Raw genomic sequence first — 23942 nt, forward strand, 5'->3', positions numbered from 1 at the left:
CTACTCCTTAATATAGCCGGATATGGTGATCTTCCCCGTACCCGCTGTGCCGATTATAGTGGCGATAAGCACCGTGCCGGCCAGCAGCAGCGGACTGAGCAGGTATGCCGCAAGCGGATCAACCACGAACTTGAACGACGCTGCGCCGAACGAGCGGATAAGCGCACCTGACAATCCTTCGCCGAGTGTGTTGGCCAGTGCCGTCCCGAGTACAATTCCAATTACTAGCACAGCTGCCACGCGCGCAAAATACTGCACCCTGAGGTCTGCGTCTGTAAACCCGAGCGACTTCATGACGGCGATGAGATACCGGTCCTTGGCTACCAGCAGCCGTATAAACAGAACCGTAACCAGTACGCTGATCAACAGCATCATTACAATGGCAATGCGGGAGGCCGTACCGACTGAGCTTATGGTCGAGCCGAAGGTCTTCGTAACATACTCATCAACACCGGATACTTTGGCAAAAGAGAACCGGTCCGCATACTCCCCCGCTTTGCTGCCGACAAGCGCCTTATCCTCAAGCTCCGCATAAATAACGGACCACATCACGTCTGCAGACTGGCTGGCAAAAGCGGCCTTGGCCGTCTTCCCGCCGTTGGTAACGTCCGAGTAGGTACCGCATACCGTCAGCTCCAGCGTCTGTGCACCGGTCTTCAGCATAATAACATCACCGGGCTGTTTGCCGAGCTCTTCGGCGTTCATCACGGACAGGGCGATTTCATGGTCAGCCGCGGGCGCTCTGCCCTCGGCATATTTCACCGGGAAAATGGAATGGTCGCCAAGCTCAATCTTGAGCCTTTCCTCCGTGCCGTCCTCCCTCAGAGCAGTAAAGCTCTCCGTTGCAAGCACAGCATACCGGGATATAGAAGGGTCCTTCTCCATAAACGCAGCCACTTCTGCTGCTTTGGCGGCGACATTGTCCGTCTGCTGGATATCCAGGCGCAGATCGCTGTTGCCTACGCCCATGTAGGTAATGAAGCTTTTGGCAGAAATCGTGTTGTAAAGGTTCCGGGGTACAGTGATAACGAATGCGGCAATGATGATTACAGCAAGCATGGTCGCGTAGAGGCTTTTCCGGGCCAACACATCCTTGACTCCGAGAAAAACATTCGTGTTCAGCAGCCGGTTCGCACTCAGCCGCAGCTGCTTTGCTCCCCCGGATTTGTCCTGCACAGTGCCGAACCGTACTGCTTCTGCCGCAGAAATTCTCCGAAAACGTCCCAGCACCCCGTTCACATAGCCGGTAACGGCAAGGAACACAAGCACAACTCCGCCCAGTCCTAGCAGCAGGGTCAACGAAGCCTTTTCGTTTCCGCCCATATACAGCCGGATATTGTCCAGCAGCATACCCCTGAAGACGAGCGAAAGGGCATATCCGAGGACACAGCCGAGGGCAGCGATGCCCGCGTATTTGGCGAGATACAGCTTCTTGATGTCCGATACACGAAGTCCAATTGCTTTCATGACGCCGATTTCGCGGGTATCCCGCTCGATGGTGGCCAGCAAGGTAAACCGGATGCACATAAAGGCAATAGCTACAACCAGCAAGCTCACCAGCAGGATAATCGCAATCATCAGCCCGTCGGACATGGCATTGAGCATTTTGAACAGAGGGTAAGTAATCGTGGGGCCGCCCGCTTCAAGTCCTGCCGCGGTGTAATCATTTTTAAAGTCGCCAAGCATGGATAAATCCTTCAGCCTGAATTCAATCAGATACTCGGTGCTCCCGGAGGATTGGATAGCGGTGTAGTCGTGTTCGCTGACCAGAAATCTTTTGGAGGAGGCCAGCAGGGAGTTCATCTGGGAATCACGGAGAAAACCGGCCACGTTCAATTCTTTCCCGGCAATTACAGCCTTATCTCCAGCCTTGGCAGTTCCGTCCTTCATATAGGCGATTGGCACATACAGCTCACCGTCAGCCGGCGTGATCACCTTCCCGTCCAGGCCCAGCAGGTAGTCAAATTTGCCGCTCTGTGTGCTGAACCCGTTGTCCTGAACATTGTCCGCCAGCGACTTGCCGCCGATCACAATCCGCGCATTTTCCACATTTACAAATTCAAGCACCTGATAAGCTTCAACCTTACTGTTCTGCTCAGCAAACGCCTTTAACCGCACCCGGTCCAGCTCCCCTGAATGCATCTGCAGGAAATGCGGCGTTTTCGCCTGCATCATCAGCGTTTCAATAGCCCCCGTAAGATTAACGGTCAGGATGGCCGAAAGGGAAACAAGCATAGCGGCAGCGGTAACGAACAATAGAGTAGTCAATGTGATGAGCTTGCCGGCGCGCATGTCGCCCCGAATTATCCTGTAGAACATAGGTCACCTCCGGGTTCCAGCCTTTTAATGGATTTCAGGTTATACAGAATAATTGCAGCCGCACTCAGCAGCAGCCCGGCGAGGATGATCAGAAGCCCGATTCCCCTGCCGCTGCCTGTACCGGTTATCCGGCCCACACTGCCTGCAAGCAGTCCCCCGTCGGTCAAAAGCGGAGTGAACACATGGTCAGCGAGAACCCCGGAAAGCATATAAGCGGCAATGAAGCCCAGCTGCGAGACTAACCCGATCAGTGACCAGGCTCGGCCCTGCACCGCATTACTTATGTTCGTGCGCAGAAGATAATCCAGGCTGGTATTGGCAAACGGCAGGGTGGCAAAGAAGAAAAAGCCCGAAACGCCAAGCAAAACCACACTTTCCCGGAGCCCGAATACCGCCATGCACAGCCCTCCGCAGAACAGGGACAGCGCCAGAATCCTGACGAAATTCCTTTTGAGCGGGAGAATCCCGATGATGATACTGGATGCAAGCATCCCCAGTGCGATGACAGTCTCAAGCGTACCCAGTACAGCACTATCGGTAAAAGCCAGGATCATCGGCATCGACAGCGTCTCAATAAAGCCGAGGCAAAAGGTCATTACGGAGGTCATTATTACCAGCATAAGTACGCCTCTGCTTGCCGAAACCGCTCTCCAGCCTTCTTTTAGCTCACGGGTAAAGGACCCTGTCTCTTCTGACGGTTTGGAAGGAAGCCCCCTGCGCACAACAAGCGTTGAAGCAACGGTAACAATAAAAGTACAGATGTCGATGACCAGCAGCAGCTTCACATCCGACACCAGGAGCAGATAGCCGGCAAGCGCCGGGGAAATGAGGTATTTGGCCGAACCGGCCACCTGGACGAAGCCGCTCGCTCTGGTATACTGCTCCTCCGTCAGCAAATCCGTCACTGTAGCCTTATAAGCCGGATCAAGCAGCGAGGAGAACACGGAGCTTACCGTCACTCCCAGGCAGATCTGCCACAGCTCCGCTCCCCCGTTAAGCAGGCAGATCAAAATGTAGATGAGTCCGGTAGCGGACAGACTGTCGCCCAGCATCATTAATAATCTCCGGTCATAGCGGTCCGCAAGCACGCCGGCAACAGGACTTAATAAGAGGGAAGGCATGAAGGCAAGCAGAGTGACCAGGGCCATCGCAGATGCCTGCCCGGTCTGCTGATACAGGTAGACCCCCAGGCCGAACGCTGTAAGCCCGCTGCCAACCGCCGAAATCAGCTGTCCCGACCACAGCAGCAGAAATTTGACGAAGGCTTTTTGCGGATCACTCATTGCCCCGCTCATCTCCCCTGTCGCCGCCGAACGCCTGCATTACACTCATCAGGCTTCCTACCTCCGCTCCAAGCAACCGCTCCACATTGGCAATAAAGGCCAGAATACGCGACATGCGCACTTCTCCGGTCATCTCAACCATCTCCTCATCAAAAATGGTGTTCGCATAAATGATGATCATCTCCATGCTCTCATACGGGTACGGTGTGTTAAACACCCCCTGCTGGATGCCTTCACGGACAATGGGGGTCAGGATCGGCGGCACGCCGTTAACAATGATCTTCTGAATCTTCTGATGCATCAGCGCATTCTGCGGCCGGTGGATATGCTCCATAATCTCCCTGCTGCTCTCTCCGCCGTTACCGCTGCTGATGTTCATGGCCATAACGGCACGGAGAATACGTTCGACGACGGGAATGGTGGTGTCCAGAGCGATGGCCTGCGCCGCTCCCAGCATCTTGCTGCTGTAGCGCTCAATCAGCGCATCCATAATATCTTCCTTCGATTTGAAGTGATGATACAGCGTGCCCCGGGCAATCCCGACCTTGCTCAAAATATCGTTCGTGCTCGTTCCGTCGAACCCCTTCTGCCCGAACAGCTCATCGGCGGCGTCGAGGATTTCATTTCTGCGCGCTTCCGCTTCTTTTACGATTCTCATGGTTGGCTCCTTATTGGTAGGTGGGATAGTTAGATTCGAACAATTAACCATTACAGACCGACTGTCTGTCGGTTATATGGTAAATAATAACACATAGTTAGATGGAGGGGAAGGAGGAATATGCGGAGGCTTCGACTGATGCATACTTCAAAATCATTTAGTGCTCACGGAGCTCTTCAGTGCCATATACCGCCATTGTAATGCTCCAAACGCCCAAGTGTTCAAGTGCTAATACTGGTTTGACTGTATACCATGCAACTAAAACCGGCAAAAATCCGGGCCTGCACCATATAAGTGCACTCTGTACAATCAAATCAGCCCAAACTAACAAAACCGGGCTATTTGGGCAATTTTAAGTGTACAGAGTGCAGCTAATCCCGTTTCAGCAGGAAAAAGCGGCTTTTTAAGTGTATAAAGTGCAGCTATGTTATTTCTCTGGCGTGACCTCCCAATTTCTCCAGTACAACCGAGCACCAGCCCGTCCCGCATCATCCGCATACTCCCCCGTCTCAACTACAAGCCCCTCCACCCTGCGCTCAAACTCATCCGCCGGCAGCTGCTCGCCCAATATTCCCTCATACACCTGCTGCAGCTCCGGCAAGGTAAACTGCTCCGGCATCAGGTGCAGCGCGATATCGCTGTCCACTGTTAGCTTCCGCAGCCGTTCAATGGCACAGGCAATGATCTTGGCATGGTCAAAGGCGAGGCCGTCATTCAATTGTACGGTGTAGGCAGCTGACTTCGAGTTCAGCCTGGCCGTAACCGTCCGGCTTATAACAGCTTTCAGCTCTTCCCCTTCGTTACTGAGCTTCAGCTCATAGGTCCAGGTTTGGACGTATCCTTTATCCAGCCGCTCCTTATGCTCCGCCAGCTGGCGGTAGCTCACCTTGAACCAGGCAGCAACCTGGGCATCATCACCTGCCTGCACCTGCAGCCGTCCGCTGCTGAGCAGTGCCATATAGCTGCAGCTTATCACCCAGGTGCGCGGGTCCCGCCCGACATCAGAGAAGACTCCCAGCTGCTCCAGGTAAACGTCGTTCAAGCCGGTCTCCTCGCTCAGCTCCCGCGCAGCAGCCTGGTCTGCCGTCTCGTCCGGCTGGATAAAGCCGCCCGGCAGCGCCCATTTTCCGAGAAAGGGATGTCCTCCCCGGCGGATGAGCAGGAGGCGCAGCTCTTTTTCCGGAAAGCCGCTATCTTCCCCCTGTCCCGCATCCGCGACCGCAAAAATCACCATATCCGCCGCCACCGAAGGCCGTTCATAATCCCCTGCCCGGTATTGCTCCAAAAACTCGCGTTCTGTAAGTCCGTTACGATCCACCATTTCCACTGCCGCTGCCCCCTCATTCATCTATTACCACTACTATACCTGTCTGCCGAAATAGTTGCTATAAGGCGTGAATTTCGCCAGCACCTCATCCACCTTGCGCATCCGCTCCTCAAGACTCCCCCTAAGCGTGATATACGGAATCCGCCGAGCCTGTAAATCGGCAATGATCTGCTTGTGAAACACATGCCGCTTCTGATCCCCGCTGCGGTCCCACGTATCGTCATACGGAATATCGTCGTCGCACAGAAAAAACAGATCATACCGCTGCGCATTCTCCAGAGCAAGCCGGGTCAGCAGCTCCGGTGCCTGCCCGTGGTAATCCAGCGCATACATGTAAGTCGTAATCGCATTCGTATCAACAAATAGATAACGGTCCGCCGCAAGCAGCGCCTGCTCCTCCCGTTCTATATGACCGGCAGCAATTTCATCAAAAGCCTCAAGTCTGATTCTTCGGTCCACCTGATGCTCTGTCCAGTAATCGCGCCCGTATTCACTGGCATAAGCCGTCCGGTACCGCCGGGCCAGCGCTTCGGTAATGGTGGATTTGCCGGTGGACATTGCTCCGACAAAGACGACCTTCGTTATCAAATCCCGGTACACGAGATCACTGACATAATCCCGGTACTTATAAGGATCGGAGCGGACCATCGTGGCCGATACCGGCACCTTCACACGCGCTTCATCCACCCGCCGGTCTGCTGCACCCAGGGCGATGCTCATATGCTTGCCGTAGAACTCGCTGGAATAAAAGTGGGTCACCTGCTCGCCTTTTAACAGTCCCAGAATATATTGCTCCTCGCGGATCTCATGCTCCCTGTCGTTGGAATAGCCGTCCGGACCGTCCCAGGCCTCAATCACCCGGACCGCCGGATACAGCTTGCGGATCCAGCCCGCCCGGATGTGCAGCGGAATAGGCGATACCGCCGTTTCATAGATCACCACAATGAGCTCATCCACCTCCTGCAGCGCCGTTTCGATCATATACTGATGGCCTTTATGCAGCGGAGCGAATTTACCCAGTGTCAGTCCAAGTGTCTTCATGCCAGCGCCTCCTTCGCACCTTTGTTCCAGTTATAGTAGCCGTAAGCCGCGTTGAGCAGATAGGCACTCCACATGACGATCATCAGCGGGCCTTCGCTGCTCCCCTCCGATGTCCGGATTGTCCACAGCAGCACCGTGAACATATTCAGCACAATATAGACCAGCCACTGCTCCTTGAATCTGCGCACCATCAGGATCGTTGCAACGACCGACAATACAGTAGTCAGAGCATCAATATACGGCGAGTTCTGCCCCGGTATGAATGACAGGCCGTATCCCAGCAGCAGGAACCCGGAGATACAGACAGCTCCAACCAGAAGCATACCCTTAAACTCCATCTGCCGCATGGCCAGTTTACCGCCCTGAAAATTCTTACTCCACATGTAGAAGCCGGCAATGTTCATCGGGACAAAAAACAGCAGATTCAGCAGCACTTCCCCGAATAATCCGTTAACATAAGCCAGATACGCATAACCGAATGTATTATACATCCCGAACACGTAGCTCATCAGCTTTCCCTTCGCCGTAAGCACCACACACAGCACCCCGGTGATAAACACCGTAAAGCCAAAGAATGAGTCCTTGGACAAAAATGTAAAAAGTATCCCTATTGCTGAAAAGACGATCAGCCAGACGATTTCGAACCCCTTCCAGTTACCCGTAGCCTTACTCATGCTGCATCCCTCCATTTTCTCTGTTTATCCTGAGCCAACTCATATTAACTATTTGATAATTACATTTTGTTAATATCAATTTAACAGAGTCTCCGTCAGAATGCAAGGAGGATTTTCCAGTGCTTGTCCGTGACAGCCTGCTGGCAAAACAAAACGGCCCCCATCCCGGGAAAAACCGGAGGACGAAGGCCGCTTAACCTTTATATTCAGTTGTTCAGGTAGGCCCAGGACAGAAACACACAAAGGGCTGCAGCTCCAAAAAAGATAACAGCAGTCCGGGTATTAGACCTGAATCTGATCCCGTATGCCCCAAAAAAGATGGCGGCTGCTATTTTGGCAATACTCTGATAATACCCGTGATCCGCAAAAAACGAGCTGCTGAATACCACTGCAGCAAGCAAAGAAGCGATAATCAGAATCTTAAACCACAGAGGCTCCCACAAAAATTGTTTGTACATTCCGATAATCCTCTGCATCGAATAGCCAGCCCCCTTGTTATTTATGAATTTATTCCAGAATACCATCAAGGCCTTCGGGTGTCTCCTGTTTCTGAAGCGTTTATCCGGGAAGGTTATATACGTCTCCATAAGGAATATAAACATAACCATTATAAATATCGGAGTTGACCCAAATGGAGGCTATATCAGCAGAGGAAATGATCCTGGATGATCTAATAACAACCTTTCAACGTTTATTCGGTTTGAATGTAATTGAAACAACCTCAATAAAACGAGGCTGGTTAAACTTAAAATGGAAAGTTACGACTGAGGCAGGAGAGTTTTTACTTAAACAATACAACAAAGAAAGATATAAATTATTTAACCCTGAGGAGCTATTGTTTGCATTCACCCAGCAGATTAGATTGCATGACCAGGGTCTGGCGTGCCCCAGACTGTTATCCCGCAATGAAAGGATTTTGCTTGAATCGGATAATGGCGAGCTCTTCATGGTGATGGAATATTGCCAGGGCATATTAATTCCGCCGGGTAAGACCAATGCCCGCCAAATATACGATTTAGGCCGGGCAACAGGAAAAATGCACCGACTATTAAATGACGGAACTCTTGGCATCAAGAATAGTCCGCAATTTATTCCTCCAAGCCGCCAGGAGCGTTTAGCACATTGGAGCTTAGTCAGGGAAAAGACCAGGGAAGCCGATAAACCTCAGCTGCTTGCTGATATAGAAACTCAAATGAAGGCAACTGAAGAAATGGATATGGACATACTCGATTTCCTTCAAGCAGGATGGGCACATCGTGACCTTTGGGTGGATAATCTTTTATTTAATGACAACGGATTAAGGGCAATTCTGGATTTCGACCGGCTAAAGTATGACTATCCGCAACTTGATGTAGCCCGTGCTGTTATATCATGTGCCTTAGATGATCATTTAGATATCTCCCTGGCTTCGGCATTTATGGAAGGGTACAGCGAGGAACGGAACGTGGCAGAGGGCTATTTAACATATTCATTACAGTTATTGTGGTATATGGAAAGCACATGGTGGATTCATGCCAATATGAATCAGCATAGTGTACCGCCAGCCCGCTTCGCTAAGGAAATGATTTGGCTTGCTGAAAACCATAAAAACCTCCCTGCTTTATTAGGTGGTGTATACAAGCCTAAGCGAACCATACCATAGTCACTGACTTCGGTTCGATAACGGAGAATTAGACATAGAAACCCGGCCCTTCATTAAAGGAGATCGGGTTTCTTGTATAAACAGGCTTGTGCCCTTACCGGAGCCCGGAATGCATTACACCAGAAGCTCAGACTGCTCCATAATAATCCTTTTGCGCTTTGATCAGGCATTCCTCAAGCCCGCCAATGACAATATCCATCGGCACCGCAAGCATCAGATTCAGCGGCAGATCAAAATTCTCCACATGCATGCCGTCACTATACAGTCCTGTAACGGGATCTATCGAGGCCCCAAGCCGTTCACTCATACTCCGGCCATCCTCAATATACCCATACAGCTTTTTACCGAGCGCATATCCAAGCCCGCATTCAAATACCGTACCGGAATCCGGTTCAGCACCGCGAAAGGGGTTCAGATTGGCCATAACAAGTTCCGCTTCACGGATCAGGCCATCGTTAGCATAAAAGATCATTGCAGCCGTATCTCTTCGCCCCAGATTGTCGTAGTTCTCTTTATCCAGCGGAAAAAGCCCTTCAAACCCGTATTTGCGGCAGCTTTCCCGCATCCTCCGCCCTTCCTCTACCGCATCAGGACGGAATACGTGAAAGCCTGCCAAATATATGGCCGGAAGCCCGAACGCCTGCCAGGTCAGTGCAGAGGGATTGAGAGTCTGTCCCAGAACAGCCTGCTGCGCGGCTTCCTTGCTGCTGAATACATAGCTCTCTACATCAGCGGTGCCGCCGGACTCCCGGTTGACAGCCCTGACACTGCCATCGTAGGGATATTGCACATAAAACTTCTGCCCGCCAAAAATGCGAGACCTGCACCTGGCAACAACGCCTGCAATGACAATATATTGTTCAGCTTCCCCAGAGACCTGCTCTTCCACCTGATGCAACTCCTTTCGGACTACTTCTGCTCCAGCAGTGAAAATACCATCTCGCGGAACAATTCCAGGTCTGCCTCCAAACATACTTCCGCATTAGGCTCTTTGTTCAGTATTCCGTTCTGGTCAACCAGACTGTATCCTTTGGTCAGCTCACTTTTATGTTCGACATCAATATAAAAGCGGCTTGAACGTGCCATAACCCGGTTATCGATCGCCATAGCCACCGTAAGCGTATCCGGATGGGAGATTCTGCGCCCTCCGCCCCGCTTCAGCCCCAGTTCCATGCCTGTCTTCAGCACCTTCATATAAAAGCTAGCAAAGCTGGTGTCCATGGCCTCGATCTTGCGGAAATGCTCCTCCACCATCACCGGATTCCGCTGGCATACATCCCATCCGACCATCGTGAGATTAAAGCCGGCGTGAACAACAATATGAGCGGCCTCGGGATCCACGAGAAAATTAAACTCGGCTGCCGGACTGTCATTGCCCATGAAATTGTTCGCCCCGCCCATCACCCACAAATGCTTCAGCTTTCCGGCAATAGAAGGATCAAGTGAATAGGCCAGGGCCAGGTTGGTAAGCGGCGCCTGTGCAATCATCTCGATTTCCCCGGGGTACTCATTGATCAGACGGATGATGGCCAGCGCCGCATGCTCCTGCTCGGGCTTAAGTGCAGGCTCCGGGAAATTAGCTCCGCCCATTCCGTCCGAGCCATGAATATGCTCTGCAGTGAACAGCTCCCGCATCAGCGGCTTGGCCGCTCCGGGATAAACTTTAACATCCGGGCGTTCCGCGATCTCCAGTGTGGTCAGCGCATTGCGTGTGCACAGCGGCAGGGGAACATTTCCCGCTACAGTTGTAATCGCTTTGACTTCCACATCCGGCCAGCGGAGCGCCAGCAGCAGTGCCGTACAATCATCGCCGGCAGTATCGGTATCTATCATAAGAATTTTACGGCTACTCATTTCTCACACTCCTGTTGATGATGTCATCCTGCACCAGAGATATCCTATATTCCCGCTCTGACAGCTACGCGGGGCAGCGCCCTGCCGCTTTCGTAAAGAATCTTCTCTTCATCCATCGTCAGGATCTGACGGTCCTTCATTACGACTTCTCCGTTGATAATGGAATCGCGGACATCACTGCCGTTCACAGATTCCACAATGGTAGGGATCATCCGGTGAGTCGGACTGATATGAGGCTGATTGATATCAATCAGGATCAGGTCCGCTTTTTTGCCGATCTCAATCGTGCCGATCTGATCTTCGATCTGCAGTGCCTGTGCGCCGCCGCTCGTAGCCATCCGGATCAGCTCATGCGCCGGAATAACGACCGGATCAAAAATCGGCAATCCCCAGAAGGCGTGAAGTCCGGAACGGAATACACGCATTTCATCAAACAGGCTGAGGCTTGAGCCTGCCGCCCCGTCGCTGCCCATTCCGATGGACAGCCCCTGCTGCATCAGCGTAGGCGTTTTTGGAAAGCCATGACTGCCGAAATTGCTTCTCGGACAGTGGACGACCTTGACGCCGCGCTCCTTCATCAGGGCAATCTCGCCATCGGAGAGAACAACATTGTGCGCTGCCAGCATATTAGGGCCGAGCGCACCGAACTGGTCGAACACCTCTGCAGGCCTCTTCTGGTAATTCTGCAGACAGTAGCTGACCTCATCCCGGTGTTCGGCGAGGTGAACATGCAGCCCGGCATTATACTCTCTGGCCTTGTCTGCCATTAAAGTGATCAAGGCAGGTGTACTTGTCATGACCTGCCGCAGCGCAAACCAGATACGCAGCCGCCCTTCACCCGCACCATTATAGGCGCGGTACAGCTCCTCGATCCGCGAAGCGGCCTCCTTCGGCGATGATGCCAGCATGGATTCAGGTATGAACGGGCCTGTGTCCATAGTCGAACAGGTAATTGCCGCCCTGAGTCCCGATTCGATTGTCGCTTCGGCCACCTTGTGCATATGTACCCCGCCGGACTCGGCAAAGGAGGTTGTGCCTGATTTCAGCATCTCCAGACAGCTTACCTGTGCACCCAGGTAAGTATCCTCTTCACTGAGGCTGCTCTCGAACGGCACAAGAATCCGCGACCAGATCATCGGATATTCGCCAAGAGTCCGGCCCCGCAGGAATTGCTGGCAGGTATGCGTATGGGCATCCACCAGCCCGGGCATAAGCAGCTTGCCCCTGCCCTCAAGGACCTCCTTCGGCTCATACTTGTCCTTGATGTCTTCAGCCTTGCCAATCGCGATAATCAAGGTATCCCGGATGGCTACGGACTGGTTGTCCAGAATATCGAATTCAGGTGTCATGAGGCTGCAATCTGTAATTAATAAATCTGCCGGTTCTCTCATAAGGAATCCCTTTCTTGTTCAGAATATGGTGCTTTCATCAGGACTTGCTTACTTCACTCCGCCTTCCGTCAGGCCTTGAACAATATATTTCTGGAAATACAGCACCAGCACCAGAACAGGAATGCAGGAGATTACCCCGGCCGGGAACATCAGCTCATAGGCAATGCGGTCCTGGCCGATAAATTCGGAAATACGGGACGGAAGCGTTCTGCTCCCGGAATCGGTAAGGACGGAAGCGAGCAAAAATTCATTCCACGCTCCGATGAAGACAAATACTCCGGTGGCCGTTAGGCCCGTTGCTGACAACGGCAGCATAATCCTGAAGATGGATTGCAGCCGGGTACAGCCGTCTATCCGGGAAGCCTCCTCGATTTCATGCGGCAGAGACTGCAGAAAGGAGTAATACATCCACACCACATAAGGCAGCGAAAAGGTAATGTACGCCAGCACCAGGCCTTGAAAGCTGTACAGCAAGCCGGTCATCCGCATCAAGATAAACAACGGAATCAGCAAAGCCATCTGCGGCAGCATCTGTGAGCCGAGTATCGTCAGAAATACAGTCTTTCTGCCGGGAAACTTCAGCCTTGCGAACACATAGGAAGCGAACACGCCCAGAACGAGTGACAGCAGGGTGGTAAACCCGGCAACGATCAGACTGTTCCATACCGCCGTCATAAACGAACCGTTCTCAAAGAGGTTGGCATAATATTTAAACGTAAGCTTCTCCGGGATGATGACAGGCGGGCGCGACAGCAGTTCTACAGGCAGCTTCACGCTGGACAGCACCAGCCACAGAAAGGGAAAGAGCACATATAACATCAGACTGAGCGAAATGCCCCGAACCAGAATGCCTTTAACAGCACGCCGGAGGGTACGTCTGGGCGTTGCCGTGATATTCATATTCCGTACCTCCTTGTTAATAGCTGTGCAGCGCCGTTATTTCCCGATAATCTTCAGCACGTTGGCTTCGGCAGCCTTCAGCGCTTCTTCAGGAGTTTCCCGCCCGGCAACGGCAGCCGAAATATGTCTGGACACTTCAGTGGAAATCGCCGCGGCCTTTTCATGCTTGAACATTCCGTAAGGGTACTCCATTTGCTCCGCTACAGAAGCAAAATGAGGGTTCGCTTCCTGCACCTCAGCATCCTGGAGCGCCACATTATCCGCAGGAATCCGTCCTATCCCGATTGCCATTGCTTTTTCCTGTTCCGTAGAGGTTACGAATTTGATGTATTCCATCGCCTGCTCCTTGTTCTTCGAGCCTGCCGGAATCGCAAGGCCGCCTGTCTCGGCATAGGAGGCAGTCTTAAGCTCGGCTCCCGGCACCAGGGCTACCCCAACCTGTCCTGTAATCTTGGAGGTTTCCGGATTGTTGGCCAAAGGATAGGTATGCGGGGCATTCATCATCATGGCAATCGTCCCCTGTGCAAAAGCATCTGCCAATGGCGCAGTACTGTCATACTGCACAGATTGCGGACTGATGATCTTGTCTTTCAAATTCATATCCGCCATGAACTGCAGCGCCCGCACCCCCTCCGGACTGTTGAAGGTCGGCAGATCCTGCTCCTCATCCCAAAATTCCCCGCCCTCTGCCCGCAGATGAACTATAAACGGTGTATAGGAGAAGGTTTCGCCCCAAGGCTCGGCATAAGGCGTTATTCCCTTGGCTTTCAGCTTCTCGGCAACAGCGGTGAACTCGGTCCAGGTTGCCGGCGGATTCTCTATGCCTGCCTCGGCAAACAGCGCCTTGTTGTAGTAGAACTGCCATGGCCACAGGTAGCGGGGGAATCCATAGATCTGTCCGCCATTCATCATCGGAGCAAAGTAGCTGTCGGAAATGTTAGCTTTCATATCTTCTGTAATGAGATCATCCAGCGGGGTAAGGAAGCCTTTCGGGGCAAATTCTGCTACAAAATCATCACGGACATGCACAATGTCATATTCCGTGCTTCCGCCGGCGAAGGCTGTGGCCAGCTTGTCATGCTGCTCGGTAAAGTTCACCACTTCATAATTGACTTTAATGCCGGTGACCTGCTCAAATTCCTTAGCCTGATCCTGCCAGAACTGGTCTCCGACATACAAAACGGTAATCTCCCCTTTATCACCGCCATCCGCTGCGCCTGCTTCTTCGTTATCTCCGGCATTTGATCCGCTGCAGCCCGAAACCACCGTAACCAATGCCAATCCTGCAATTGCCGGGAATTTCTTCAGTTTCCGCCATTCCTTTTTCATCCTGCAATCTCCTCCCGTATCCATAAATTCTTGATTAATTCTCTACTTTCAGTGTTTTCATATAGAAAAAGGTGAATATCAGAGTCAAAATCGTAATGCAGTAGCTGATGGCGGCTCCATAGCCGAGGTCGAAGTTGCGGAATGCCTGTTCATAGGCGAATACGTTAAGGGTCATGGTGCTGTCCTGCGGCCCGCCTTTGGTAAGCAGCCAGATCAGGTCGAACACCCGTAAGGTCCACATCGTCTCAATGACGAGCAGAACCATGATGACAGGTTTGATATGAGGCAAAATGATATGATAGAAAGCGGTTATCGGGCCGCCGCCGTCCACTTTGGACGCTTCGTGCAGCTCTCTGGGGATGGATTGCATGGCTGCCAGCAGCAGCAAGGCCACATAGGGGACACTTTTCCATATGTCCGCGAATAACACTGCCGACATGGCCGTATGTACGTTGACCAGCCACATCTGATATTCATCAATAAAGCCAAGTCTCAGCAGGATCTCGTTAAAGATGCCGTAATCTCCGCTGTACATCCATTGCCACATCAGGGAATTGACTACATTGGAGAGCGCCCAGGGAATCAGGAAGATCCGTTTGAAAAAACCTGCCCCCCATACCCCGAAATATATGGTCAGTGAAATGCCGAAGGCGATTGCCAGCGTAGCTACGACCTTGGTGACAGTGAAAAATACTGTGTTGGAGAGCACATCCGGAAAACGGGCGTCACGCAGAAGCTGCATGTAATTGCTGAGTCCGACAAACTCATAGGTCATGCTGCCTTGAGTAAAAGCGACCTTGCTGAAGGAGATGAACAGCGCGTACAGCATCGGCACAATTACTGTTAACAAAATAAGTGTCAGCGTAGGCAGTAAATACAGATAGGCTGTAGAAGCATCACTCAGACGATCCAGCCTGTCCAGCAGCCCGCCTTTCCGCAGCCCTCCATCCTTCTTCTCCTGTTCCCGGCCTCGTCCAAAAATCATCAGAAAACGGTTTGCCTTCTCCATATGTCCTCCTTCCTGCTGCAGCCCCTGTATCCTCCGGGAGCAGTTCTAAACTTCCGCGATCCGGGCCTCATAAACCCACTTGGAGCCTAATTTCAAGGAAATCGTCTGGGCAGCCTGTCTGCAGCATTCATGACATTTCTCCATCTTGTCCTCCATCCGGAACTGGGGGCCAAGCACGGATATCGAGGCCACAACCTGGTTCTCATGATTTCTTACAGGAAAGGCAATGCCTACCGAGCCCATATCCACTTCCTGAAAAGTCCAGCTGTAGTCCTGCTTGCGGATTTGGGCGAGGGCTTCGCGGAGGGTATCCGGGTCGGTCTCCGTGAAAGGGGAAAATGCATGGAGGCCGGCGGCAATGATCTCCTCCTGCTCCTGTTCCTGTAAAAAGGCCATCAGCAGCTTGGTCGGGGCTCCGCCGTAGAGCGGCACTCTCTTTCCGAGCTGGGAGGTTGATTTGATCGACTCGTGGCTCTCGAATTTCTCAATACATACCCCGGAGTGTCCGTCCACCACCGTCAATAACACGGTTTCCCCGGTTTGTTCGGCCAGCGTTTTCAGCTCCGGCTTGGACAAGGTCCGAAGGTTCATACCGCGGGCCACCACCATACCCAGCTCGAACAGCTTCAGGCCTAGGGAATATTTTTTGTTCACCGGATTCTGGGTAACATATCCGCGCTCCTCCAGAGTGGAGAGCATGCGGTGAACCACACTTTTATAACAGTCCAGCTCTTCGCTCAGTTCTGTTACTCCCCATTCCGGCTTGGCATCAGTAAAGCATTCGAGCAGCAACAGCATCCGGTGCGCTGTCTCCAGCTTGGGCTTCGTTTTTGGCTTGGATTCTGATTCCATCTGCAACCACCTCTCCATCGTTTAATTGTTCTGATTTTCGGAACATCGTTCTTTTTTGTGATCAAAAAAAATGTAAACTAAATCAAGTGTCACATAATATCACATTTTGTAGTTATTTCGGTTATTTACCGTCCGATTTATTCATAATTATAGCAAGGAATAAACACTTTGCAAGCTTAAAATTTTAAATTTCTTAATTTATGTTATTTATAATAACACAAACATAACATATAGTGACTCCAATATCATAGCAGATAGCTTTTCAGCGAAAGGCTAGGAGCAGATATTATTCTTTCCCATTTAAGCTTCTTCCCTTTGCTTATCTCAAATACATACAAAATATTTAGACAATAAAAAAAATAAAGAGCAGGCAGGTTAGTGAAACCGCGCAGTTGCTCTGACGTATGATCATTATTCAATTCCCAACACGGCTCATGCGGAGGTGAACCTGACTGGAGCATTTTTATGACTTGGTTCAACTGGCATTCTCAATCGCACTCTTCTCTTCCTTAGTTTTACTTCCATTCGCCTGTTTTTCTGCACAGAAGATACACTGGAGTCATGAAACTGCTGCAGCCCGTTCAGCCTGGTATGCAGCTGTCAGACTGCCTCAGGTAAGCAGTATTCAGCGCTGGATCATACGTATCGCCAGACGAAGAAAAGCACCTGATGAAGACGACAATGGTCCTTCCCCACATTGATATCCATTCATTCAATCAGGGAGGACAGCGATGAAAAAGATTGTATTGCTCCAAAAATGGGCCAAGCCCATTCTCGTCATGCTGATTGGAGTTCTCCCGGTCATTGTGCTCAGCGGATGCTCGGCGGCATCCCCATCAGACCCGATTAATGCTGATTCAGCAGGAATATTTAATCACTTTTTGATTTATCCCTTTTCGGTCATGATCAAATTCTTCGCCGATGCACTTCACGGAAACTACGGATTATCGATCGTGCTGATGACCTTCATCATCAGACTTGCGATCATGCCGCTCATGATGAATCAAGCCAGAAAGCAAACGGACATGAAAGAAAAGATGGCCGTCCTGCAGCCGGAATTAGCTGCACTTAACGAGAAGTATAACAACGATAGTAGTGCGGATGCCAAAAAACAGCAGCAGGCCGAAATGCTGCAGCTGTACCAGAAGCATCAATTTAACCCCCTGAACCTGGGGTGTTTACCGATGCTCCTTCAATGGCCGATTACGCTTGCATTTTATTACGCCATCCGCCGCACTCCGGAGATTGCAGCTCACGATTTTCTGTGGTTTAGCCTGGGGCAACCAGATCTGATTTTGCCGCTTGTTGCCGCTGCGGTGTACTACGTTCAGTTCCGCGTGTCCCAATCCGCTTCAGCGCAGATTCAGCAAAATCAAAATAAACAAATGGCATTCCTCGGATTGTTGTCACCGGTGATGATGGGCATATTTTCCTTTCAGATGCCCGCTGCGTTACCGCTATATTGGGCCGTTGGCGGCATGTTCATTATCGTGCAAACGATCATACTGAATAAAATGTATGCTAAGCCAAATGCAGCAAGTAAAAACCGGCCTGCCGGTGCAGAAGATTTATAGAATTGAATTACTGCCGGCAGATTAAAACCTCTCTTGGAAGCGAACGTGAGTTAACCGCTTCTTAAGAGAGGTTTTTTAAATTTTATAGTTGACCAGGTCAACTATATTTCATATTCCTGTCCCTGGCAGCCGCTGCTTTGCATTCAAGGCCCACCTGTATTACTCAGTGCTGTACTTTATTTCATAGCTGCCCTTGGCACCTTTCCCCGTGATTTCAAATTTATACTTTCCATCCTTGTCTACTTCAATCTCCTCGCTTCCAGACTCGCCCGTGCCCAGTTCCTTGACCAGCTGGCCATCGGGATCGTACAGCTTTATCGTCAGCTCCCCTTTTTCCACCTTGGACCGGTAGTCCACAACAAGGGTGTCCCCGCTCTTCAGCTTAACCTTCTTCTCATCTGTACCGGTGAACAGCCTATATGAAGCTTTCACTTTAGAACCGAAATCCGAACCCACGTACATTATTTTTTTATCACAGGCGGCCAGCAGCATTGCAATCACCAGCACCAGCATTCCCGTTACAATCCATTTCTTGTTCATCTCTTTTGACACTTCCTTATGGGTGAATTAAGTTGCCGCAATGAGGACACTGCACAGGCTTTGTTCCCGGATCAGCCGCTGCAGGAATATGCTGCCGCCTGCGGGCAAACAGATAAAGCAGCAGTCCGATAAAATTGGGAATATAGATGACGGCAAGCATCCACAGCCAGGGATTCATTTTTCTCCTGCAGGCATCCTTATAAATGAACACGGCGATCAATACATTCAATGCTATATATAGCAGCGTCAGACCTGCAATCACAAAAATCCATCCATCGCCGTCTCCAAAAACTTCATACATAGAAGGAGCCATTACAATGAAAAAAGCGATAAATCCCAATACAACAACTGTCGTCAGCACCCAAAAAATCCACTTTTCCAGCTCTATCCGGTTTTTCATAGTACTCCTTTCCCGAAATGGTATCGTTCCTTTAATTTAATTAGCCGATGTCTCCAAAGAATTTGCGGTTAGGTTATAAACCAGAAGCGCTACGGCAATGGCTTGAAACAGTGCAAAGACAAGCAGTATCCCTATTTTCCAGAGCAACAAGAGCGGGCCGGCCAGCAGAATAAACGCAAAAGTCAGTGCTACAATGATATTCAGAGCAGTTGCGCATATCAGTAAGCCGATAGGCTGACTCTCACCCAGCTTCCGCAGTGTGCCGGCGGTTAAATGAGGCGGTGCGGCCACAGGTGCGTTGAAGTATTCTTTTAACAGCTGTTCATTTTCCATTGGCTCATTCATTCCCTCGCTCCCCCATTGCTGCTTTAAGCAGCTTTTTTCCCTGATTCAGTCTGGATTTTACCGTCCCCAGCGGAACATCCAGCACCTCTCCGATACTTTCATAGCTGAATTCTTCATAATAAAACAAAATCAATGGGGCAAGATAACGCTTGGGCAGTGTTCGCAGACATTGCTCCAGGTTAAGAACCTCTTCTTTTTTCATCAAAAAGTCTTCTGTTAACGGTGCAGCATCCCTGGTTTCCTTAAACCTGCTGCTTTCGTCGGTCCAGGCCAGCGTCAGGCGCTCACGCAGCTTTTTCCATTTTCGGTACCGGTCTTTATGTATATTCAGGGTCACCTGGAACAGCCAGGCTTTAAACGGCCGCTCCGGATCATACTTCTCCAGCTTACGGAGTACACGCACCCACACCTCCTGAAACAAATCTTCTGCCTCCTGCTTTTCCAGGGAAAGATGATAGCAAAACCGGAATAAACTATCCCTGTACCTGTTGATCAGATGCTCAAGAGCCTCCTGCCGACCGGATCTATAGCTTTCAATAAGCTGTCTGTCGCTAATCATTCTCTCCCTCCGTCTGCTCTGTCATCTTACATTACGAATGATACGGAGACTTTGTTCGATATTTCACAAGAAAATAGGAAGCCGGCCAAATTGTTCAAACATTCTACACAATTATCAGAGCTGCTGCAGGGTAATTTATTATTGGATAACTATGGTTTCCTGTCTGTCCTCTTATGAAAGATGAACGACTTGTGAAATTCACAACGTGCGCTTGACAAATAATAATTTCTAGATGATAATTATTATCAATAAAGAACTGCTATACAAGGATGGCCTACAAGCCCGCTCTTGTGCAGAAAAACAATTTTAGGAGGAAAATAAAAATGTCTCTGATTGGAAAAGAAGTCCTGCCGTTTAAAGCGTCCGCCTACCACAATGGAAGTTTCATCGAAGTATCCGAAGCTAATTTAAAAGGTAAATGGAGCGTAGTCTGCTTCTACCCTGCGGATTTCACCTTCGTATGCCCTACTGAGCTGGAAGACCTGCAGAACGAATACGAAACGTTGAAGAGCCTGGGTGTTGAAGTGTACTCCGTTTCCACCGATACCCACTTTACACATAAAGCATGGCACGATAGCTCCGAAGCCATCGGCAAGATCACATACATCATGATTGGCGACCCGTCCCACACCATCTCCCGCAACTTCGACGTTCTGATTGAAGAAGCCGGTATGGCTGACCGCGGAACCTTCATCATTGACCCTGACGGCGTAATTCAGGCTATCGAAATCAACGCTGACGGCATCGGCCGCGATGCCAGCATTCTCGTCAACAAGATCAAAGCTGCACAATATGTGCGCAACAACCCAGGTGAAGTATGCCCGGCCAAATGGCAGGAAGGCAGCACAACCCTTAAGCCAAGCCTTGACCTCGTAGGCAAAATCTAAGGAGCGGATGAATTATGGCGCTTGATGCGGATATCAAAGCACAATTAGCGCAGTATCTTCAGCTCATGGAGGGCGAGGTACTGCTGAAGGTCAGCGCCGGAGACGACAGCGTTTCGCAAGAAACGCTGTCTCTGGTGAATGAGCTGGCTGAAATGTCGGCCAATATCAAAGTAGAACATACCACACTTCCGCGCACGCCAAGCTTCAGCGTTAACCGCCCGGGTGAAGATACCGGCGTTACCTTTGCTGGCGTACCGCTCGGCCACGAATTCACCTCTCTGGTACTTGCCCTGCTGCAGGTAAGCGGCAGAGCTCCGAAGGCGGAGCAGGCAACCATTGATCAAATCAAGGACCTCAAGGGTGAATACCACTTCGAGACCTACATCAGCTTAACCTGCCACAACTGTCCTGATGTGGTGCAGGCGCTTAACCTGATGAGCGTACTTAACAGCGGCGTAACCAGCACAATGATCGACGGTGCCGCCTTCAAGAGCGAAGTTGAGAGCAAGGATGTTATGGCAGTGCCGTCCGTTTACCTGAACGGCGAGTTCTTTGGCAGCGGCCGGATGACCGCTGAAGAAATCCTCGCCAAGCTGGGTACCGGCCCGGATGCTTCCGAATTATCCGACAAGGCACCGTATGATGTGCTGGTTGTCGGCGGTGGTCCTGCCGGCGCGAGTGCGGCTATCTATGCCGCCCGTAAAGGGATCCGCACCGGTATCGTCGCTGAGCGCTTCGGCGGCCAGGTCATGGAGACGATGGGCATCGAGAACTTCATCGGTACGAAGTACACCGAAGGTCCGAAGCTCGCAGCGAGCCTGGAAGAGCATGTGAAGGAATACGAGATCGATGTGATGAAGACCCTGCGCGCCAAGCGCCTGGAGAAAAAGGAGCTCATCGAAATCGAGCTGGAGAACGGCGCCGTGCTGAAGAGCAAGACGGTCATTCTCTCCACTGGCGCACGCTGGCGCAATGTGGGTGTTCCCGGCGAAGCCGAGTTCAAGAACAAAGGCGTGGCGTACTGCCCGCACTGTGACGGCCCGCTCTTCGCCGGCAAGCATGTTGCTGTCATCGGCGGCGGCAACTCCGGTATCGAAGCGGCGATTGACCTGGCGGGTATCGTCAGCCATGTAACCGTTCTGGAATTCATGCCTGAGCTGAAGGCAGACTCTGTGCTTCAAAAGCGTCTGTACAGCCTGCCTAACGTAACCGTGCATAAGAACGTTCAGACCAAGGAAATTACCGGCACCGACAAGGTGAACGGCATTACTTATATCGAACGCGACACCGGTACGGAGCAGCATGTCGAGCTGGAAGGTGTGTTCGTCCAGATCGGCCTGGTGCCGAACACCGACTGGCTGGCCGAGACACTGGAACGCACCCGCTTCGGCGAGATCATCGTCGACAACCATGGCGCAACCAGCATCCCGGGCGTGTTCGCCGCAGGCGACTGCACCAACAGCCCTTTCAAACAGATCATCATCTCCATGGGCTCCGGCGCTACCGCCGCCCTGGGAGCATTCGATTATCTGATCCGCAATTAATCCGGCATTATAAATAACCGGTTCAGCTGTCTACCCCCATGGGCAGCTGAACCGGTTTTTATATGTTTAGCCTTTTTGTGGTCTGACATCCTCTCTATATCAAGCCACTCAAAACGCTCTCCTCCCCCTCCGTTGCATACGAATATTATCATAAATACTAGATCGTTTAGATATAGTGAAAGTGATTGAAGTCACTCTAAGTCATATTAAGGGATGTGGAATATAGAGTTCCTCTAAGCTTGCTATTTCTTCAGCACTCAGCTGAATTTCCAGCGAAGAAACAGATTCTTCAAGATGGCTGATCCGGGTAGCCCCGATGACCGGAGCTGTAATTCCTTCCTTTTGAAGCAGCCATGCAAGCGCAACCTGAGCACGCCCAATTCCCCGCTTAGCTGCAACTTCCGCTACTCTCTCAGCGACTCTACGGTCTCCTTCCTCCGTATTAATAAACATTGCTCTTGCAATCTGATCCTTCTCCGACCTTGGCGTGGTCTGATCCCAGTCTCTGGTTAAACGGCCTGCGGCCAGCGGCAGATACGGCGTGACGCCAACGCCCTGGTCTTTACAGAGCGGAAGCATTTCTCTTTCTTCCTCCCGGTACAGCAGATTCAGCCTGTTCTCCATCGCTATAAACCGTGTCCAGCCATTAAGCTCCGCGGTATGCTGAGCTTTCGCGAACTGCCATGCCAGCATGGAGGAGGCGCCCAGATATCTGACCTTGCCTGCCTTAACTAAATCGTGCAAGGCTTCCATCGTTTCTTCAATTGGTGTAGCAGAGTCCCAGCGATGGATCTGATATAGATCAATGTAATCTGTTCCGAGCCTTCTGAGACTGTGGTCCACCTCGGTCATGACCGCTTTACGGGAAAGTCCCATTGCATTCGGCCCCTTACGCATCGGTACGAAAACCTTTGTAGCAATAACAACTTGGTCACGGCGGGTGAAATCCTTTAAAGCACGTCCAAGAATTTCTTCACTGGTTCCGTCGGAATACATATTTGCAGTACTAAAGAAGTTAATTCCCAGCTCAACTGCCTGCTTAATAACCGGCCTGCTCTCCTCTTCCTTTAGTGACCATGGGGTATTTCCGCGTTCCGGCACCCCGAAACCCATGGTTCCAAGGCTAAGCCTCGATACCTCTAATCCGCTTCGTCCAAGCTTTACATATTCCATTGAACCCTACACTTCCTTTCGTATTGTAACTGTTAAACTCCACACGAGTTGACGTATCAACCTATAGAGCAAACCTTTCCGAGGTTGACATGTCAACTCACTAGATCACTTTACCACCTTGTTGTTGACACGTCAACCATGATATTATATCCTCATGGACAATATGAGCGAGCTTAATGAAGATGAGATGCAAATATGGAATATGTGGAAAGGCTCTTTTAAACGTGTTTTCGGCCGCGTTGTAAAAGAAATGTCTGATCATACCGGACTATCAGAGGGTGATTTCGGAGTATTGGACAGGTTAGTTCAGTTTGGGAACGGCAAGCTGCGGCAACAGGAGTTAGCTGACTCAATGGACTGGGATAAAAGCCGTCTGTCCCATCATTTAACGCGTATGGAGAAGCGCGGTCTGGTTCTGAGGAAACCTTCTGACACGGACCGGGGTGTACAGGTTATGATTACGTCTGCCGGAAAGTCAGCACTGGCTGAAGCCCTGCCCATCGTTTCAAAGGCTATACGAAGACATTTTCTGGATCTGATAACCGACCAGGACATCGAGTCGATTGCACGACTGGCAGATAAAACAAAAAATCCTTAACCGCTGAGCTCAGCAGCTGCTGAAAACGATTAATACCCCTTCG

24 protein-coding genes are annotated in these 23942 nt (G+C 51.0%); 5 read left to right on the plus strand and 19 right to left on the minus strand.

Annotated features, from left to right (window positions below; genetic code table 11):
* From BLR64_RS05390 to BLR64_RS05420, 7 genes are all read right to left on the minus strand, one after another.
* Positions 1-2319 carry an ABC transporter permease gene (locus BLR64_RS05390; RefSeq protein ID WP_090712938.1) on the minus strand — a complete coding sequence of 773 codons (2319 nt, stop codon included), beginning with the start codon at positions 2317-2319 and terminating at the stop codon, positions 1-3.
* Complete coding sequence (locus tag BLR64_RS05395) at positions 2304-3602, minus strand: MFS transporter (protein ID WP_090712940.1); 1299 nt, start codon at positions 3600-3602, stop codon at positions 2304-2306. Before BLR64_RS05395 ends, BLR64_RS05390 begins: the two co-directional genes overlap by 16 nt.
* Complete coding sequence (locus BLR64_RS05400; RefSeq protein WP_090712943.1) at positions 3595-4260, minus strand: TetR/AcrR family transcriptional regulator; 666 nt, start codon at positions 4258-4260, stop codon at positions 3595-3597. The genes BLR64_RS05395 and BLR64_RS05400 overlap by 8 nt, the downstream gene beginning before the upstream one ends.
* A 427-nt stretch (positions 4261-4687) precedes the next feature.
* Positions 4688-5587, minus strand: a complete 900-nt coding sequence (locus BLR64_RS05405) for an NUDIX domain-containing protein (protein ID WP_090712945.1) — start codon at positions 5585-5587, stop codon at positions 4688-4690.
* Positions 5588-5620: 33 nt separating this feature from the next.
* The gene (locus BLR64_RS05410) at positions 5621-6628 is read right to left on the minus strand and encodes an AAA family ATPase (protein WP_090712947.1); all 1008 of its coding nucleotides are present in this window, start codon (positions 6626-6628) and stop codon (positions 5621-5623) included.
* Positions 6625-7302 (minus strand): nicotinamide riboside transporter PnuC, encoded by a 678-nt coding sequence (gene pnuC, locus BLR64_RS05415; RefSeq protein ID WP_090712949.1) that lies wholly within the window; start codon positions 7300-7302, stop codon positions 6625-6627. Before pnuC ends, BLR64_RS05410 begins: the two co-directional genes overlap by 4 nt.
* A gap of 206 nt (positions 7303-7508) precedes the next feature.
* On the minus strand, positions 7509-7778 hold the full coding sequence (locus BLR64_RS05420; protein WP_139171908.1) for a hypothetical protein: 270 nt from the start codon (positions 7776-7778) through the stop codon (positions 7509-7511).
* Between the two features lie 155 nt (positions 7779-7933).
* Here BLR64_RS05420 and BLR64_RS05425 point away from each other — a divergent pair, with 155 nt between their 5' ends.
* On the plus strand, positions 7934-8944 hold the full coding sequence (locus BLR64_RS05425) for a phosphotransferase (protein ID WP_090712954.1): 1011 nt from the start codon (positions 7934-7936) through the stop codon (positions 8942-8944).
* A gap of 127 nt (positions 8945-9071) precedes the next feature.
* Here BLR64_RS05425 and BLR64_RS05430 read toward each other — a convergent pair whose 3' ends face one another.
* The 7 genes from BLR64_RS05430 to BLR64_RS05460 are packed head-to-tail and all read right to left on the minus strand — an operon-like array spanning position 9072 to position 16279.
* Positions 9072-9833 carry a nucleoside 2-deoxyribosyltransferase gene (locus tag BLR64_RS05430; protein WP_208607134.1) on the minus strand — a complete coding sequence of 254 codons (762 nt, stop codon included), beginning with the start codon at positions 9831-9833 and terminating at the stop codon, positions 9072-9074.
* 20 nt (positions 9834-9853) lie between these two features.
* Positions 9854-10798, minus strand: coding sequence for a nucleoside hydrolase (locus BLR64_RS05435; RefSeq protein WP_090712959.1), 945 nt, complete (start codon positions 10796-10798; stop codon positions 9854-9856).
* A gap of 44 nt (positions 10799-10842) precedes the next feature.
* The gene (locus BLR64_RS05440) at positions 10843-12189 is read right to left on the minus strand and encodes an amidohydrolase family protein (protein ID WP_090712961.1); all 1347 of its coding nucleotides are present in this window, start codon (positions 12187-12189) and stop codon (positions 10843-10845) included.
* A gap of 48 nt (positions 12190-12237) precedes the next feature.
* On the minus strand, positions 12238-13089 hold the full coding sequence (locus BLR64_RS05445) for a carbohydrate ABC transporter permease (protein ID WP_090712963.1): 852 nt from the start codon (positions 13087-13089) through the stop codon (positions 12238-12240).
* A gap of 36 nt (positions 13090-13125) precedes the next feature.
* The gene (locus BLR64_RS05450) at positions 13126-14418 is read right to left on the minus strand and encodes an ABC transporter substrate-binding protein (protein WP_167360605.1); all 1293 of its coding nucleotides are present in this window, start codon (positions 14416-14418) and stop codon (positions 13126-13128) included.
* A 34-nt stretch (positions 14419-14452) separates the two neighbouring features.
* A complete protein-coding gene (locus tag BLR64_RS05455; protein ID WP_090712966.1) occupies positions 14453-15427 on the minus strand; it encodes a carbohydrate ABC transporter permease in 975 nt (324 codons plus the stop codon).
* Between the two features lie 45 nt (positions 15428-15472).
* The gene (locus BLR64_RS05460; protein ID WP_167360606.1) at positions 15473-16279 is read right to left on the minus strand and encodes an IclR family transcriptional regulator; all 807 of its coding nucleotides are present in this window, start codon (positions 16277-16279) and stop codon (positions 15473-15475) included.
* A 731-nt stretch (positions 16280-17010) separates the two neighbouring features.
* Between BLR64_RS05460 and yidC the strand changes: the two genes are divergently transcribed.
* Positions 17011-17853, plus strand: coding sequence for a membrane protein insertase YidC (gene yidC, locus BLR64_RS05465; RefSeq protein ID WP_090712969.1), 843 nt, complete (start codon positions 17011-17013; stop codon positions 17851-17853).
* A 159-nt stretch (positions 17854-18012) separates the two neighbouring features.
* On the opposite strand, the gene BLR64_RS05470 is transcribed toward yidC, so the two are convergent.
* From BLR64_RS05470 to BLR64_RS05485, 4 genes are read right to left on the minus strand one after another with little or no spacing between them, the layout of a single operon-like run.
* Positions 18013-18393, minus strand: coding sequence for a hypothetical protein (locus BLR64_RS05470; protein WP_090712972.1), 381 nt, complete (start codon positions 18391-18393; stop codon positions 18013-18015).
* A gap of 16 nt (positions 18394-18409) precedes the next feature.
* A complete protein-coding gene (locus BLR64_RS05475) occupies positions 18410-18793 on the minus strand; it encodes a PLDc N-terminal domain-containing protein (RefSeq protein ID WP_090712974.1) in 384 nt (127 codons plus the stop codon).
* Positions 18794-18829: 36 nt separating this feature from the next.
* On the minus strand, positions 18830-19138 hold the full coding sequence (locus tag BLR64_RS05480; RefSeq protein WP_090712976.1) for a hypothetical protein: 309 nt from the start codon (positions 19136-19138) through the stop codon (positions 18830-18832).
* Entirely contained in the window at positions 19131-19697 is a 567-nt protein-coding gene (locus BLR64_RS05485) for an RNA polymerase sigma factor (RefSeq protein WP_090712979.1), read from the minus strand. Before BLR64_RS05485 ends, BLR64_RS05480 begins: the two co-directional genes overlap by 8 nt.
* 323 nt (positions 19698-20020) lie before the next feature.
* Here BLR64_RS05485 and ahpC point away from each other — a divergent pair, with 323 nt between their 5' ends.
* Positions 20021-20584 (plus strand): alkyl hydroperoxide reductase subunit C, encoded by a 564-nt coding sequence (ahpC, locus tag BLR64_RS05490; protein ID WP_090712981.1) that lies wholly within the window; start codon positions 20021-20023, stop codon positions 20582-20584.
* Positions 20585-20598: 14 nt separating this feature from the next.
* On the plus strand, positions 20599-22128 hold the full coding sequence (gene ahpF, locus BLR64_RS05495; RefSeq protein ID WP_090712983.1) for an alkyl hydroperoxide reductase subunit F: 1530 nt from the start codon (positions 20599-20601) through the stop codon (positions 22126-22128).
* Positions 22129-22329: 201 nt separating this feature from the next.
* On the opposite strand, the gene BLR64_RS05500 is transcribed toward ahpF, so the two are convergent.
* The gene (locus tag BLR64_RS05500) at positions 22330-23301 is read right to left on the minus strand and encodes an aldo/keto reductase (RefSeq protein WP_090712985.1); all 972 of its coding nucleotides are present in this window, start codon (positions 23299-23301) and stop codon (positions 22330-22332) included.
* Positions 23302-23455: 154 nt separating this feature from the next.
* On the opposite strand from BLR64_RS05500, the gene BLR64_RS05505 reads away from it, so the two are divergent.
* Positions 23456-23899: a MarR family winged helix-turn-helix transcriptional regulator gene (locus BLR64_RS05505; RefSeq protein ID WP_090712986.1), complete on the plus strand. Its 444-nt coding sequence runs from the start codon at positions 23456-23458 to the stop codon at positions 23897-23899.
* The last annotated feature ends 43 nt before the right edge of the window (positions 23900-23942 follow it).

This window comes from Paenibacillus typhae, assembly GCF_900099765.1.
Taxonomy (GTDB): domain Bacteria; phylum Bacillota; class Bacilli; order Paenibacillales; family Paenibacillaceae; genus Paenibacillus_AQ; species Paenibacillus_AQ typhae.

Excerpts from the sequence above, each read along its gene's own strand:
- BLR64_RS05440 (WP_090712961.1), bottom strand. The coding sequence starts at position 12,189 with ATGAGAGAACCGGCAGATTTATTAATTACAGATTGCAGCCTCATGACA.
- BLR64_RS05445 (WP_090712963.1), bottom strand. The coding sequence starts at position 13,089 with ATGAATATCACGGCAACGCCCAGACGTACCCTCCGGCGTGCTGTTAAA.
- ahpC (WP_090712981.1), top strand. The coding sequence starts at position 20,021 with ATGTCTCTGATTGGAAAAGAAGTCCTGCCGTTTAAAGCGTCCGCCTAC.
- BLR64_RS05410 (WP_090712947.1), bottom strand. The coding sequence starts at position 6,628 with ATGAAGACACTTGGACTGACACTGGGTAAATTCGCTCCGCTGCATAAA.
- BLR64_RS05450 (WP_167360605.1), bottom strand. The coding sequence starts at position 14,418 with ATGAAAAAGGAATGGCGGAAACTGAAGAAATTCCCGGCAATTGCAGGA.
- pnuC (WP_090712949.1), bottom strand. The coding sequence starts at position 7,302 with ATGAGTAAGGCTACGGGTAACTGGAAGGGGTTCGAAATCGTCTGGCTG.
- BLR64_RS05390 (WP_090712938.1), bottom strand. The coding sequence starts at position 2,319 with ATGTTCTACAGGATAATTCGGGGCGACATGCGCGCCGGCAAGCTCATC.
- BLR64_RS05505 (WP_090712986.1), top strand. The coding sequence starts at position 23,456 with ATGGACAATATGAGCGAGCTTAATGAAGATGAGATGCAAATATGGAAT.
- BLR64_RS05435 (WP_090712959.1), bottom strand. The coding sequence starts at position 10,798 with ATGAGTAGCCGTAAAATTCTTATGATAGATACCGATACTGCCGGCGAT.
- yidC (WP_090712969.1), top strand. The coding sequence starts at position 17,011 with ATGAAAAAGATTGTATTGCTCCAAAAATGGGCCAAGCCCATTCTCGTC.
- BLR64_RS05470 (WP_090712972.1), bottom strand. The coding sequence starts at position 18,393 with ATGAACAAGAAATGGATTGTAACGGGAATGCTGGTGCTGGTGATTGCA.
- BLR64_RS05395 (WP_090712940.1), bottom strand. The coding sequence starts at position 3,602 with ATGAGTGATCCGCAAAAAGCCTTCGTCAAATTTCTGCTGCTGTGGTCG.
- BLR64_RS05425 (WP_090712954.1), top strand. The coding sequence starts at position 7,934 with ATGGAGGCTATATCAGCAGAGGAAATGATCCTGGATGATCTAATAACA.
- BLR64_RS05480 (WP_090712976.1), bottom strand. The coding sequence starts at position 19,138 with ATGAATGAGCCAATGGAAAATGAACAGCTGTTAAAAGAATACTTCAAC.
- BLR64_RS05485 (WP_090712979.1), bottom strand. The coding sequence starts at position 19,697 with ATGATTAGCGACAGACAGCTTATTGAAAGCTATAGATCCGGTCGGCAG.
- BLR64_RS05475 (WP_090712974.1), bottom strand. The coding sequence starts at position 18,793 with ATGAAAAACCGGATAGAGCTGGAAAAGTGGATTTTTTGGGTGCTGACG.
- BLR64_RS05420 (WP_139171908.1), bottom strand. The coding sequence starts at position 7,778 with ATGCAGAGGATTATCGGAATGTACAAACAATTTTTGTGGGAGCCTCTG.
- BLR64_RS05400 (WP_090712943.1), bottom strand. The coding sequence starts at position 4,260 with ATGAGAATCGTAAAAGAAGCGGAAGCGCGCAGAAATGAAATCCTCGAC.
- ahpF (WP_090712983.1), top strand. The coding sequence starts at position 20,599 with ATGGCGCTTGATGCGGATATCAAAGCACAATTAGCGCAGTATCTTCAG.
- BLR64_RS05455 (WP_090712966.1), bottom strand. The coding sequence starts at position 15,427 with ATGGAGAAGGCAAACCGTTTTCTGATGATTTTTGGACGAGGCCGGGAA.
- BLR64_RS05460 (WP_167360606.1), bottom strand. The coding sequence starts at position 16,279 with ATGGAATCAGAATCCAAGCCAAAAACGAAGCCCAAGCTGGAGACAGCG.
- BLR64_RS05500 (WP_090712985.1), bottom strand. The coding sequence starts at position 23,301 with ATGGAATATGTAAAGCTTGGACGAAGCGGATTAGAGGTATCGAGGCTT.